The sequence below is a fragment of the Streptomyces sp. NPDC048644 genome (genome assembly GCF_043199105.1).
GTDB lineage: Bacteria > Actinomycetota > Actinomycetes > Streptomycetales > Streptomycetaceae > Streptomyces.
Genome location: NZ_JBICVO010000009.1, coordinates 104,946 through 118,204, shown reverse-complemented (window position 1 = coordinate 118,204; position 13,259 = coordinate 104,946). Strand labels below are relative to the sequence as shown.

The 13,259-nt window shown below is 72.3% G+C and carries 15 protein-coding genes; 10 read left to right on the top strand and 5 right to left on the bottom strand.

Annotated elements, in window-relative coordinates; translation table 11 throughout:
• Positions 1-19 precede the first annotated feature (19 nt).
• Together ACGFNI_RS21835 and ACGFNI_RS21830 are read right to left on the bottom strand one after the other, a co-directional pair.
• Positions 20-1,129, bottom strand: a complete 1,110-nt coding sequence (locus ACGFNI_RS21835; RefSeq protein ID WP_393686110.1) for an FAD-dependent oxidoreductase — start codon at positions 1,127-1,129, stop codon at positions 20-22.
• A 152-nt stretch (positions 1,130-1,281) separates the two neighbouring features.
• On the bottom strand, positions 1,282-1,620 hold the full coding sequence (locus ACGFNI_RS21830; protein ID WP_393686109.1) for a hypothetical protein: 339 nt from the start codon (positions 1,618-1,620) through the stop codon (positions 1,282-1,284).
• 68 nt (positions 1,621-1,688) lie between these two features.
• Between ACGFNI_RS21830 and ACGFNI_RS21825 the strand changes: the two genes are divergently transcribed.
• The 3 genes from ACGFNI_RS21825 (at position 1,689) to rox (ending at position 4,626) form a co-directional block, all read left to right on the top strand.
• Positions 1,689-1,988, top strand: a complete 300-nt coding sequence (locus ACGFNI_RS21825; RefSeq protein WP_393686107.1) for a hypothetical protein — start codon at positions 1,689-1,691, stop codon at positions 1,986-1,988.
• 75 nt (positions 1,989-2,063) lie between these two features.
• A complete protein-coding gene (locus ACGFNI_RS21820) occupies positions 2,064-2,813 on the top strand; it encodes a dienelactone hydrolase family protein (protein WP_393686106.1) in 750 nt (249 codons plus the stop codon).
• Between the two features lie 370 nt (positions 2,814-3,183).
• Positions 3,184-4,626: a rifampin monooxygenase gene (gene rox, locus ACGFNI_RS21815; RefSeq protein ID WP_393686104.1), complete on the top strand. Its 1,443-nt coding sequence runs from the start codon at positions 3,184-3,186 to the stop codon at positions 4,624-4,626.
• Positions 4,627-4,645: 19 nt separating this feature from the next.
• Here the strand turns inward: rox and ACGFNI_RS21810 are convergent, their stop codons facing one another.
• Positions 4,646-5,383, bottom strand: coding sequence for a VOC family protein (locus ACGFNI_RS21810; protein WP_393686102.1), 738 nt, complete (start codon positions 5,381-5,383; stop codon positions 4,646-4,648).
• Between the two features lie 197 nt (positions 5,384-5,580).
• Between ACGFNI_RS21810 and argC the strand changes: the two genes are divergently transcribed.
• The 5 genes from argC to ACGFNI_RS21785 all read left to right on the top strand — a co-directional run bounded on the left by argC (position 5,581) and on the right by ACGFNI_RS21785 (position 10,534).
• The gene (gene argC, locus ACGFNI_RS21805) at positions 5,581-6,609 is read left to right on the top strand and encodes an N-acetyl-gamma-glutamyl-phosphate reductase (protein WP_393686100.1); all 1,029 of its coding nucleotides are present in this window, start codon (positions 5,581-5,583) and stop codon (positions 6,607-6,609) included.
• A gap of 67 nt (positions 6,610-6,676) precedes the next feature.
• A complete protein-coding gene (gene argJ / locus ACGFNI_RS21800; protein ID WP_393686098.1) occupies positions 6,677-7,831 on the top strand; it encodes a bifunctional glutamate N-acetyltransferase/amino-acid acetyltransferase ArgJ in 1,155 nt (384 codons plus the stop codon).
• Entirely contained in the window at positions 7,828-8,769 is a 942-nt protein-coding gene (gene argB, locus ACGFNI_RS21795) for an acetylglutamate kinase (RefSeq protein ID WP_393686097.1), read from the top strand. Before argJ ends, argB begins: the two co-directional genes overlap by 4 nt.
• A gap of 8 nt (positions 8,770-8,777) precedes the next feature.
• Entirely contained in the window at positions 8,778-9,983 is a 1,206-nt protein-coding gene (locus ACGFNI_RS21790; protein ID WP_393686481.1) for an acetylornithine transaminase, read from the top strand.
• Between the two features lie 8 nt (positions 9,984-9,991).
• The gene (locus ACGFNI_RS21785) at positions 9,992-10,534 is read left to right on the top strand and encodes an arginine repressor (protein WP_393686095.1); all 543 of its coding nucleotides are present in this window, start codon (positions 9,992-9,994) and stop codon (positions 10,532-10,534) included.
• Positions 10,535-10,576: 42 nt separating this feature from the next.
• Here ACGFNI_RS21785 and ACGFNI_RS21780 read toward each other — a convergent pair whose 3' ends face one another.
• Both ACGFNI_RS21780 and ACGFNI_RS21775 read right to left on the bottom strand, forming a co-directional pair.
• The gene (locus tag ACGFNI_RS21780; RefSeq protein ID WP_393686093.1) at positions 10,577-10,924 is read right to left on the bottom strand and encodes a TraR/DksA family transcriptional regulator; all 348 of its coding nucleotides are present in this window, start codon (positions 10,922-10,924) and stop codon (positions 10,577-10,579) included.
• A gap of 54 nt (positions 10,925-10,978) precedes the next feature.
• A complete protein-coding gene (locus ACGFNI_RS21775) occupies positions 10,979-11,305 on the bottom strand; it encodes a TraR/DksA family transcriptional regulator (RefSeq protein WP_393686092.1) in 327 nt (108 codons plus the stop codon).
• Between the two features lie 314 nt (positions 11,306-11,619).
• On the opposite strand from ACGFNI_RS21775, the gene ACGFNI_RS21770 reads away from it, so the two are divergent.
• Both ACGFNI_RS21770 and ACGFNI_RS21765 read left to right on the top strand, forming a co-directional pair.
• Complete coding sequence (locus ACGFNI_RS21770; protein WP_393686479.1) at positions 11,620-12,573, top strand: HAMP domain-containing sensor histidine kinase; 954 nt, start codon at positions 11,620-11,622, stop codon at positions 12,571-12,573.
• On the top strand, positions 12,570-13,247 hold the full coding sequence (locus ACGFNI_RS21765) for a response regulator (protein WP_393686090.1): 678 nt from the start codon (positions 12,570-12,572) through the stop codon (positions 13,245-13,247). Before ACGFNI_RS21770 ends, ACGFNI_RS21765 begins: the two co-directional genes overlap by 4 nt.
• Positions 13,248-13,259: the final 12 nt, after the last annotated feature.

The following is a 13,259-nucleotide window of genomic DNA, read 5'->3' as shown; positions in this document are numbered from 1 at the left end:
GGGGGAGGGGCTCCCCGGCTCAGGAGTCCGTCGGCGGAACGAGGTCGTCGAGCGCCTTGGCACAGTCCTGGGCGGCCTGGGCCGAGCGCGGCAGCATGACGTTCTCGTAGGCGCGGACGGCGTCGTCGATGCCGGGCTCGGCGATGAGGGCTCGGGCGAGTTCGGCGCCGTCGAGCATGGCGAGGTTGGCGCCGAGCCCGACGGGGGGCATCAGGTGCGCGGCGTCGCCGAGCAGGGTGATGCCGGGGACGTGTTCCCAGGTGTGCGGGGTGGGCAGCACGAACAGGGGCCGGTGGGCGAACCCGCCGTCGGGGTAGCGCAGCAGGCCGAGCAGGCTCTCGTCCCAGCCGTCGAACATCTTCAGCAGGTGTGCGCGCACGGCCGCCGGGTCGTCGAGGTCCACGCCGGCGGCCCGCTGCCAGTCCTGCGGGGCGCGGAAGGCGGCGTAGGCGCGGATGTGGCCGTTGCCGTTGCGTTGCGCGAGCAGGGCCTTGCTGTCGTCCTTCGCCAGCAGGGTGCCGTTGCCGACCAGGCGTGCGAGGGCGGGACGGCGGGTGTCGCAGTCGTCGAAGCCGGTCTCGACGAAGTGGACACCGGCGTAGCCGGGTGCGGCGTCCGACAGGGCCGGGCGGATGCGCGACCAGGCACCGTCGGCGCCGACCACCAGGTCCGCGTCCTCGGCGGTGCCGTCGTCGAGCTGCAGACGCCAGGTGCCGTCCCCGAGCGGGGTGACCCCCATGACGGCGCGGCCCCACCGGACGGTGCCGTCGGCGAGGGAATCCAGGAGCAGGCCGCGCAGTTGGCTGCGGTCGATCTCCGGGCTGTCGTCGTCGTGGACGGGCGCATCGAAGGACAGGGCGCTCCCGGTGGCGGGGTCGAGCAGGCGCCACTCCTGGCCTTCGGGGCGGGCCAGGGCGCGGAACCGGTCGAGCAGGCAGGCCGCACGCAGGGCGGTCTGACCGGTACCGGCATGTATGTCGAGGCTGCCGCCCTGGGGGCGTGCGTCGGCGGAAGCCTCACGCTCGAAGACGGTGACGGCGCGGCCGTGCAGCTGGAGGACGCGGGCGCAGGCGAGGCCGCCGAGACCGGCGCCGACGACCGCGATGCGCGGGCCGGGAGCGGAGTTCATGGAGCTGTCCCCTCGAAAGACCGGGTGAGTTGCCAGGAGGTCCGGCACCTGATCAAGAAAGCACAGTCATCGAGAACGTGCCCGGGAAATACGGGGTGCCGGTGGACCGGCCGGCCGGGCGCCGCGAGCGCAACTGCCGGTGCCCTGACCGGTCATGAATGGGTCCGCGCCGAGCGGCCTGCGGCTCGGAGCCCCGTTGTGACCCAGGTCGCGGGAGGCGCCGATGACTGCTCCTCACGTTCCGCCGAAGCGCGGCTGTCCGCCCGGCCACCAGCCTGGCCAGGCGCCTCGGAGAGAGGCCGGTCAAGGCCGTAGAGCGACTCGGCGTCGGCGTGGGCGATCTTGTGTCGGTCGTCGTGGTCGGGAAGCGTGCGCAGGAAGTCGCTGACGGTCGCGGCTTCGATGCGGTGGAAGGGATAGTCGCCGGAGAGCAGGATGCGGTCGACGCTCGTGTGGTCCAGCGCGTGGCGGAGCAGACGCGGGGTCAGCATGCCGCTGGTCGTGAGGTGAAGGGTGGTGGCGAGTACTCGGAGACCCGCCGCTCCAGGTGGGTCGCGATGTGGGAGAGGCTGTCGGCCCGGTCGAGCGCGAACAGGAGCATCTCACCCCGGTGCCCCAGGACGATGTGCAGGTCAGGGTGGCGGTCGAAGGTGCCGCGCACGATGAGGCGCAGCGCCGCAAGTCCCGCCTCGATGTGCCGGCCCTGGCCGTCAGCAGCATCCTGGGTCTCACGATCGCGCGGCACTTCCTCCGGCTCGACGCGCTGACCGACATCTCCGAGCCGCAGATCGAAGCGACCATCCGGCCATGGCTGACCGCGGCCTTCGGCGGCGGCACCGCCGCACCGCCCGCCCCCTGACCCGGGAGAACGCGCCCCCCTGATCTCATCCCTGAGAGAAGCTGTGCACCAGGATCAGCCCGAGAAAGGAAGATCTTGCCCACCAAGACCCTGCAGATTCCCACCCCGGACGGCCAGGCCGACGCCTTCGCCGCCTTCCCCGACCGTGGCGAGCGGCACCCGGGGGCGCTGCTGTACCCGGACGCCTTCGGCTTGCGGCCCGTGCTGAAGGAGACGGCCCGCGAACTGGCCGAGCACGGGTACTACGTGCTCGTCCCCAACCTCTACTACCGGCACGGCCGGGCACCGGTGATCGAACTTCCCGAGCACATCGGAGAAGAGGTCAGGCCCGCGGTCTTCGCCCAACTGATGCCGTTGATCGAGGCGCACACCACCGAACGTGCCCTGCGCGACGCCGACGCGTACCTCAAGTTCCTCACCTCCCGGCCCGAGGTCAGCGCCGGGCCGGTCGCCGCGATCGGCTACTGCATGGGCGCCGCCCTGGCGATGCGCACCGCAACGGCCCACCCCGACCGGGTGGCGGCCGTCGCCGGATTCCACCCCGGCTTCCTGGTCACCGACGCGCCCGACAGCCCGCACCGCCGCGTCCCCGAACTCACCGCCCAGGTCCACCTCGGCCTCGCCGAAGGCGACCTGTCGCCCGAGGCGATCAGCGAACTCAACCAGGCCCTGGACGCCGCGGGTGTCGCCTACACCACCGAGGTCTACCCCGGCACCATTCACGGCTTCACCATGTCCGACACCGACGCCTTCAACCCCTCCGGGCTGCAACGCCACTGGGACCGTCTGCTCCCCCTCCTCGGCCGCACCCTGACCAACGGCTGAGGCTCCGGCCCCGGGAACCCCCTGAGGTACCCGGCACCTGAGGGCCTTCGTCCGGATCGATCCGGACGAGGGCCCTCAGGGTTCAGGTGCCGGTGCGACCGAGCGGTTGACGCGGTCGACGACAAAAGGCAAAGGCAAGGAGGTCACGTCACCACTCCTTGCCACTCTCAACGTATAGCGCCCCGGGGGGCTTGCGGCAAGACCCGGGTCGCACCGCAGAATGGCCGGCCAAGGCCAGGACCTGCGGAAATCCGGGGTTCACGCAGTGCGTGCGCGTGCGGGCACTCGGCGCGCGGCTGCGGGTGCGCACGCCGCCGGACTGCGCTGAGCAACTGGCCAGGAGGCGGCCTTGCCCGATGGGGGGATCTTCATGATTGACGTGATCGTTGTCGGCGGCGGACCGACCGGCTTGATGCTGGCCGGCGAGTTGCGGCTGCACGGCGTGCACACGGTCGTGCTGGAGAAGGACACGGAGCCGCCCAGGGAGGTCCGGGCGCTCGGCCTGCACGTGCGCAGCATCGAGGTGATGGATCAGCGCGGTCTGCTGGAGCGGTTCCTCGCGCACGGCAGGCAGTACCCGATCCATTCTTTCGCCGGCATCGACAAGCCGCCGCCCGGCCGGCTGGACACCGCCCATGCGTACGTCCTCGGCATCCCGCAGCCCGTCACCGATCGCCTGCTGGCCGAGCGCGCCACCGAGCTCGGCGCCGAGATCCGGCGCGGCTGCGAAGTGGTCGGGCTGAGCCAGGACGCGGACGGGGTGACCGTCGAGCTGGCCGATGCGCGCGTAGCCGGCGGGGGAGGCACACAGCTGCGCTCGCGCTACCTCGTCGGCTGCGACGGCGGACGCAGCACGGTCCGCAAGCTGCTCGGCGTCGGCTTCCCCGGCGAGCCCACCAGGGCCGAGACGCTGCTGGGCGAGATGGAGGTGGCCGTGCCGCCGAAGACGCTGGCCGCCGTGGTGTCCGAGGTCCGCAAGACCCACAAAGGGTTCGGCGTCGGGCCCTACGGGGACGGGATGCACCGCGTCGTCGTGCCCGCCGATGGGGTGGCCGATGACCGCTCGGCCCCGCCGACCCTCGACGAGTTCAAGCAGCAGCTGCGGGTGTTCGCCGGCACCGACTTCGGCGTGCACTCACCGCGCTGGCTGTCCCGCTTCGGCGACGCCACCAGGCTGGCCGAGCGCTACCGGACCGGCCGGGTGCTGCTGGCAGGCGACGCGGCACACATCCACCCGCCGCTGGGCGGGCAGGGGCTCAATCTCGGCGTGCAGGACGCGTTCAACCTCGGCTGGAAGCTGGCCGCCGAGGTCGGCGGCCGGGCACCGGACGGGCTGTTGGACAGCTACCACACCGAGCGTCATCCGGTGGCCGCCGATGTGCTGAACACCGTCCGCGCGCAGGGTGAGTTGATGGCCTCCGGTCCTGGCTCCCAGGCGGTGCGCCGGCTGCTGTCGGAGCTGATGGACTTCGATGGCGTGAACCGGTACCTGATCGAGAAGGCCACGGCGATCGGCATCCGCTACGACTTCGGCGAGGGCCACGAACTGCTCGGCCGGCGGCTGCGGGACATGCGGCTGCAGCGGGGCCGCCTCTACGAGCTGATGCACGGCGGTCGCGGGCTGCTGCTCGACCGGACCGGCCGGCTCTCGGTGGCGGGCTGGGCGGACCGGGTCGACCACGTCGTCGACGCCTGCGAGGAACTGGACGTGCCCGCGGCGCTGCTGCGGCCGGACGGCCACGTGGCGTGGGTCGGTGAAGACCAGCAGGAGCTGCTCGGCCGACTGCCCGAGTGGTTCGGCGCCGCCGGTTGAGCACGCGGCGGGCTCCGTGTCAGCGAGGGGTGAGGACGCAGAACTCGTTGCCCTCCGGGTCGGCCATGACCGTCCACGGCACGTCGCCCTGGCCGAGGTCGATGTCGATGGCGCCGAGCGCCCGCAGCCGGGCCGCCTCCGCCGCTTGATCGTCACCGGCGTACGGGCGGAGGTCGAGATGGATGCGGTTCTTCACGGTCTTCGCGTCGGGTGTGCGGAGGAACTCCAGATACGGGCCGACACCCTTGGCGGAGCGCAGCACCGCGTGGTCGTCGGTCACCTCGTGCAGGGTCCAGTCCATCGCCTCGCCCCAGAACCGGGCCATGGCCCGCGGATCCGCGCAGTCGACGGCCACCGCGGCCATCGGCCCGGTGTCCCGGTAGATCGATCGCGGCTCCAGCACGCAGAACTCGTTGCCCTCCGGGTCGGCCATGACCGTCCACGGCACGTCGCCCTGGCCCACGTCGGCGGGTGTCGCGCCGAGAGCCCGGAGGCGCGCGACCAGCTCTGCCTGATGGGCCGCGGAGGTGGTGGCAAGGTCGATGTGCACACGGTTCTTCACCGTCTTGGGTTCCGGGACGCGGAGGATGTCGACGCAGACGGCGACGGGGTCGGGATAGGCGAAGCCCACGGGTTCGAGGTTGGTCACACCGGGTTCCTCGCTGTCGATGCCCCAGCCGAGCGCCTCCGCCCAGAACCGGCCGAGCGCGGAGTCGTCCCGGGCGTTCATCGCAATTTGCACAAGCCGTGTCGCCATGCCGCCGACCCTATGTACGCCGCCCTGCGACGACAACGTATATACGGTCGCCCGGCGGAGATCGACTCGCTCGCCGATCGCCGTGCTCAGCTCGCCAAGGGAAAGGGGCGGTCGCGGCCGAGTGCGAAGCGGTACCGGCACGGCATTGCATAAAACTGCCGCTATCCGTATAGTCATGCCATCGATGAGGAGGGACCATGACGGTACGAGCGGCAGTGGCCGGTGCGAGTGGGTACGCGGGGGGTGAGGTCCTGCGTCTGCTTCTGGGGCACCCGGAAGTGGAGATCGGCGCGGTGACCGGGCACTCCAGTGCCGGGCAGCGACTGGGTTCCGTGCAGCCGCATCTGCTGCCGCTGGCCGAGCGCGAGATCGGGCCGACGTCGGCCGGGGCGCTGGCGGGCCACGACGTGGTGTTCCTCGCGCTGCCGCACGGGCAGTCCGCAGCCGTCGCCGACGAGCTGGGGCCCGAGGTGCTGGTCGTCGACTGCGGGGCGGACTTCCGGCTCAAGGACGCCGCCGACTGGGAGACGTTCTACGGCTCGGCCCACGCGGGCACCTGGCCGTACGGGCTTCCCGAACTGCCCGGTGGGCGCGAGGCGCTCCGGGGATCCAAGCGCATCGCGGTCCCGGGCTGCTACCCGACCGCCGTCTCGCTCGCGCTGTTCCCCGCCTACGCGGCGCAGCTCGCCGAGCCCGAAGCGGTGATCGTCGCGTCATCCGGCACCTCAGGAGCGGGCAAGGCGGCCAAGCCGCACCTGCTGGGCTCGGAGGTGATGGGCTCGATGAGCCCGTACGGCGTCGGCGGCGGGCACCGGCACACCCCGGAGATGATCCAGAACCTCAGTGCGCTGGCCGGCGAGCGGGTCGGGGTCTCCTTCACCCCGACGCTCGCGCCGATGGCCCGCGGCATCCTCGCGACCTGCACCGCGAAGGCGAAGCCAGGAGTGGACGCGGCGGCGGTGCGCGGCGCGTACGAGAAGGCGCTGGACGGCGAGCCGTTCGTGAGCCTGCTGCCGGAGGGGCAGTGGCCGGCGACCGCCGCCGTGTACGGGTCCAACGTCGCGCAGCTCCAGGTCACCCTCGACCCCGCGGCCGGCCGGATCATCGCGATCTGCGCCATCGACAACCTGGCCAAGGGCACCGCGGGCGGCGCGGTGCAGAGCATGAACATCGCCCTGGGCCTCCCCGAGGACACGGGGCTCCCGAAGACCGGGGTCGCCCCGTGACGGCGCGGGGCACGGGACAGCAGGGCGTGACCGGCGGGGCCGGCGAAGCGATCGAGGAGAAGAAGCAGTGAGCGTCACCGCAGCACAAGGGTTCACGGCGGCGGGCATCGCCGCCGGGATCAAGCAGAACGGCAACCCGGACCTCGCCCTCGTGGTGAACAACGGGCCGAGCCTCGCCGCCGCCGGGGTGTTCACCTCCAACCGCGTCAAGGCGGCGCCGGTCGTCTGGTCCGAGCAGGTGCTCAAGGGCGGCCGGGTCTCCGCCGTCGTCCTCAACTCCGGCGGCGCCAACGCCTGTACGGGCCCGCTCGGCTTCCAGGACACCCACGCCACCGCGGAGAAGGCCGCCGACGCGCTCGGCGGCCACAGCGCGGGGGAGGTGGCGATCGCCTCCACCGGCCTGATCGGGCTGCGGCTGCCGATGGACAAGCTGCTGCCCGGAGTCGAGCGCGCCGCCGCCGAACTGACCGGGCACGGCGGCGAGAAGGCCGCCATCGCGATCAAGACCACCGACAGCGTGCACAAGACGGCGGTGGCCGGCGGCGACGGCTGGACGGTCGGCGGGATGGCCAAGGGCGCGGGCATGCTCGCCCCTGGCCTCGCGACCATGCTCGTGGTGCTGACCACGGACGCCGACGTACCGGCCGCCGAGCTGGACGCGGCGCTGCGGGCGGCGACCCGTACCACCTTCGACCGGGTCGACTCCGACGGCTGCATGTCGACCAACGACACGGTGCTGCTGCTCGCTTCCGGCGCCAGCGGCGTCGTCCCGGACGGCACGGAGTTCGCCGAGGCCGTACGGACCGTCTGCGACGACCTCGCCCGGCAGCTGATCGGCGACGCCGAGGGCGCGAGCAAGGACATCCGTATCGAGGTGATCAACGCCGCGAGCGAGGACGACGCCGTCCAGGTCGGCCGTTCCATCGCCCGCAACAACCTCCTCAAGTGCGCCATCCACGGCGAGGACCCCAACTGGGGCCGGGTGCTCTCCGCCATCGGCACCACGTCGGCCGCCTTCGAGCCCGACCAGCTGAACGTCGCGATCAACGACGTCTGGGTGTGCAAGAACGGCTCGGTGGGCGAGGACCGCGACCTCGTCGACATGCGGTACCGGGAGGTACGGATCACCGCCGACCTCGCGGCAGGCACCGAGTCGGCGGTCATCTGGGCCAACGACCTGACCGCCGACTACGTCCACGAGAACAGCGCGTACTCGTCATGAGCGATTCCCCCGCCGGCTCCGGCGCGACCCGTAAGCACACCGCACTGCCCAAGGCCCGCACCCTCATCGAGGCGCTGCCCTGGCTGACCCGCCACCACGGCAAGACCGTCGTCATCAAGTTCGGCGGCAACGCCATGGTCGACGACGAGCTGAAGAACGCCTTCGCCCAGGACGTCGTCTTCCTGCGGCACGCCGGACTGCGCCCGGTCGTGGTGCACGGCGGCGGCCCGCAGATCAGCGCCCAACTCGACCGGCTCGGCCTTGAGTCGGAGTTCAAGGCGGGCCTGCGGGTCACCACACCGGAGGCGATGGACGTCGTACGGATGGTGCTGGCCGGAAAGGTGCAGCGCGAGCTGGTCGGACTGCTCAACCGGCACGGACCGCTCGCCGTCGGCATGACGGGCGAGGACGCCCACCTGATGACCGCGACCAAGCACTACGCGGCGATCGACGGCGAGCAGGTCGACATCGGACGGGTCGGCGAGGTCACCGCGATCGACACCGGCGCGGTGCAGGCACTGCTGGACGACGGCCGGATCCCGGTCATCTCCTCCATCGCCCGCAGCAGCGACGAGGAGGACGGCTCCGGCGTCTTCAACGTCAACGCCGACACCGCAGCCGCCGCGCTGGCCGCCGCGCTCGGCGCCGAGACGCTGATGGTCCTCACCGACGTCGAGGGCCTGTACGAGGACTGGCCGCACAGCGACGAGGTGATCTCCCGCCTCACCGCCATGGAGCTGGAGAAGCTGCTGCCCGACCTCGCCAGCGGCATGGTGCCCAAGATGCGGGGCTGCCTGCACGCGGTCCGCAACGGCGTGCACAACGCCCGGGTCATCGACGGGCGGGTCCAGCACTCGATCCTGCTGGAGATCTTCACCGACGAAGGAATCGGCACGATGGTCGTGCCGGACGCGCACACGATCGAGGGGACGGCATGAGCGACCCGATGGACAACGCGGACCTCGGACGGCGCTGGCAGGGCGCCATGATGGACAACTTCGGCACCCCGCGGCTGGCCCTGGTCCGCGGCGAAGGCACCCACCTGTGGGACGCCGACGGCAAGGAGTACCTCGACTTCCTCGGCGGGATCGCCGTCAACGCGCTCGGCCACGCCCACCCCGCGGTGGTCCGCGCGGTGTCCGACCAGGTCGCCACCCTCGGCCACGTCTCCAACTTCTTCGTCGCCGAGCCGACGGTCGCCCTCGCCGAGCGGCTGCTCGCGCTGGCCGGCCGGCAGGGGCGGGTCTACTTCTCCAACTCCGGCGCCGAGGCCGTCGAAGCCGCCTTCAAGATCGGCCGGCTGACCGGGCGCCGGCACATGGTCTCCGCGGCCGGCGGCTTCCACGGCCGGACCATGGGCGCGCTCGCGCTCACCGCCCAGCCCGCCAAGCAGGCCCCCTTCGCGCCGCTGCCGGGCGACGTCGACCACGTCCCGTACGGCGACGTCGAGGCACTCCGGGCCGCCGTCACCACCGACACCGCCCTCGTCATCCTCGAACCCCTCCAGGGCGAGAACGGCGTCGTCCCGCCGCCGCCCGGCTACCTCCAGGCCGCCCGGGAGATCACCGCAGCCACCGGCACCCTGCTCGTGCTCGACGAGATCCAGACCGGCATCGGCAGGACCGGGCACTGGTTCGCGTCCCAGGCGCCGGGTGTCGAGGCGGACGTGATCACCCTCGCCAAGGGCCTGGGCGGCGGCCTGCCCATCGGCGCGACGCTGGCCTTCGGCCCGGCAGCCGAGCTGCTGACGCCCGGCTCGCACGGCTCGACGTTCAGCGGCAACCCGATCGTCTGCGCCGGCGCACTCGCTGTCCTGGACACCATCGAGGCGGACGGGCTGCTCGACCACGTCAAGCGGGTCGGCGAGCGGCTGCGCGCGGGCGTCGAGGCGTCGGCGCACCCTCTGGTCGACCAAGTCCGCGGCGCGGGTCTCCTCCTGGGTATCGTCTTGACCGAGCCCCTCGCGCCCCAGGTGCAGCAGGCGGCTCAGGACGCGGGCCTGCTGGTGAACGCGGTCGCGCCGGACGTCATCCGGCTCGCCCCGCCGCTGATCCTCTCCGAGGACGATGCGGATACGTTCCTCCACAGGCTTCCCGCCGTCCTCGACACGGTCCTCGAAGGGGCCAACGGGGAACAACGATCCGGAGACTGACGACAACGATGACCGAGGCGCAGGACAACGAGACGCAGGCCGGCGGCCAGGCCGTACCGCAGACCCGCACCGCCCGCCACCGCCGGATCGTGGACATCCTCAACCGGCAGGCGGTCCGCTCCCAGAGCCAGCTCGCGAAGCTGCTCGCCGACGACGGGCTCACCGTCACCCAGGCGACGCTCTCGCGTGACCTGGACGAACTGGGCGCGGTGAAGATCCGCAACACCGGCGGTGAGCTGATCTACGCGGTGCCGAGCGAGGGCGGCGACCGCACGCCGCGGGCACCGCTGGGGGAGTCCGCCAAGGAAGAGCGGATGCGCAGGCTCTCCGGCGAACTGCTCATCTCGGCCGAGGCGTCGGCCAACCTCGTCGTGCTGCGCACCCCGCCGGGCGCCGCGCAGTTCCTCGCCTCGGCCATCGACCAGGCCGAACTGCACGACATCCTCGGCACCATCGCGGGCGACGACACACTGATGCTGATCAGCCGCGACCCCGCGGGCGGCCAGGCGCTGGCCGATCATCTGCTGCGGCTGGCACAGAAGCCGCACTGAGCGCACCGGCCGGGACGGCGGCGCCGAGCGCGACACAGGCGCTCAGCGCGCCGCCTCCCCGGCTTGGTGGCAGCCGCCGCAGTACCGGGCCTGCGGCACGATCTCCAGACGCGCGAACGGAATCGGCAGACCGCAGCGCCGGCAGCCGCCGTAGTCGCCGCGGTCCATCCGCTCCAGGGCGGCCTCCACGTCCACCAGCACCATCCGTGCGGAGGCCACCAGTTGGACGTGTACCTCACGGCGCCCCGGTGAGGCGCAGGCGCGGGACCGTCCGAACTCCCGCAGCTGCTCGTGGCGGAACCGGCGCTGGTCCTCCAGGTTCGCGCGCAGCGCGGCCAGTTCATCGGGTCCGATGCCGGCCGGGCCGGCGTCGGTGACCTGGTGGGGCACGACGTCACATCCTCCGGGAGAGGCGACAGGGGAGAGCGGCGCGTCCGGCGCCGGTCAGGCGGTGCGTTCCTGGCAGCCGACGCAGCAGCGGGCGTACGGCAGGATCTCAAGGCGTTCGACGGGCACCGGCTTGGCGCACCGCCCGCAGTCGCCGTACGTCCCCGCGTCCAGGCGGGCGACCGCCGCGTCGATCTCGGCGAGCACCTGCCGGATCGCACGGATCTGCCCCGTCAGCAGCGCGTCACCGCCGGGCGGCGCGCTCTCCTCGATCGCGGCGATCTGCGCCAGCCGGGATCGGCGCTCGTGCGCGAGGCGCCCGCGGGCGTCGTGCGCGGCGAGCCGCTCGGCTCGGGGATCGGCGTGGGCCGCTTCTGGCGACATGAGGGACGTTCCTTTCGGGGCGGGCAGGTGCTGCGGGGTCGAGGGCGAACGAACGGGAATGCCCCCACCCTGGCCGCCCGCACCGCATCCCGCCATGGGGGCAGGCACCCATTTCCGGGGGCGCCGGGGCTGTAACCGCCCGCCCGCGCCCCGCGTTTCGGACACCGCGGATGGCTGCCGTACCCGATCGACGCGGCGTCCCCGCCAACGGCAGGCTGGGCCGTACCGGGCCCCGACGGTCAGGACCCGGCCGTTCCCGTGGGCACGGCGAATGGGAGAGTGACCGAAACGAGGAGGTTTTGCACGCTGTGACCGTGTCGTTGTTCTGGCGGATCTTCGGGCTCAACGCGGTGGTGCTGGGCGCGGCCACCGCGCTGCTGCTGTGGGCGCCGGTGACCGTATCCGTCCCCGTCGTGCTCACCGAGGCCGTCGTCCTGGTCGGCGGCCTGGTCGTCATGCTCGTCGCCAACGCGGCGCTGCTGCGCATCGGGCTGGCTCCGCTGGACCGGCTGGCCCGGCAGATGACCACCGTCGACCTGCTGCGGCAGGGCCGCAGGCTGCCGGTCAACGGACACGGCGGGGTCGCCCAACTGCTGCGCACCTTCAACGAGATGCTCGACCGTCTTGAGGCCGAGCGGGCCACCAGCACCGCCCGGGTGCTCTCCGCCCAGGAGGCCGAAAGGCGCCGCATCGCCCAGGAACTCCACGACGAGGTGGGACAGAGCATGACCGCCGTACTGCTCGAACTCAAACGTGCCGCCGACCGCGCTCCCGAAGCCCTGCGCGCCGACCTCCAGCACGCCCAGGAAACCACCCGGCAGAGCCTGGACGAGGTCCGCAGGATCGCCCGCCGGCTGCGCCCCGGCGTCCTGGACGACCTCGGCCTGGTGAGCGCGCTGACCGCGCTCACCACCGACTACGCCACCCACACCGGCCTCGCCGTGCAGCGCCGCTGCGCCCCCGACCTGCCGCCCCTGGACCCGGAGACGGAGCTGGTGCTCTACCGCGTCGCCCAGGAGGCGCTGACCAACGCGGCCAGGCACGCGGGCGCGGGAAACGTCGAGCTGACCCTGCGGCACTCCGGTACCGAGGTGGTGCTGGACGTCTGCGACGACGGCCGCGGGCTCGGGCACGCCTGGGAGGGCGCCGGCATCCGCGGGATGCGCGAACGCGCCCTGCTCATCGACGCAGGGCTTGACATCGGGCCGGGCCCCGCGGGCGGCGCCCGGGTCCGGCTGACCGTTCCGCTGCCCCGGGACGCCGCATGACGCACCCGCCCCGCACCGGCACCCCGCGCCCGGCCCGTATCCTCCTCGCCGACGACCACGCGCTGGTACGCCGCGGCATCCGGCTCATCCTGGACGGCGAGCCCGACCTCGAAGTCGTCGCCGAGGCAGGGGACGGAGCCGAGGCGCTGGCGCTGGCCCGCAGCAGCCGCCCCGACCTCGCCATCCTGGATGTCGCGATGCCACGGATGACCGGCCTCCAGGCGGCCCGCGAACTCTCCGCGCTCCAACCGGGCCTGCGCATCCTGATGGTGACGATGTACGACAACGAGCAGTACTTCTTCGAGGCGCTGAAGGCGGGCGCGTCCGGCTACGTGCTCAAGTCGGTCGCCGACCGTGACCTGGTGGAAGCCTGCCGCGCCGCGATCCGCGGCGAGCCGTTCCTCTACCCGGGCGCGGTCACCGCCCTGATCCGCAACTACCTCGACCGCGTACGGCAGGGCGACGACGTCCCCGACAAGGTGCTCACCGTGCGCGAGGAGGAGATCCTCAAGCTGATCGCCGAGGGCCACTCGTCGAAGGAGATCGCCCACACCCTGGTCATCAGCGTCAAGACGGTCGAACGCCACCGCGCGAACATGCTGCACAAGCTCGGCATGCGGGACCGCCTGGAACTGACCCGCTACGCGATCAGGGTCGGCCTGATCGAGCCGTAACGCGCCGCGGAC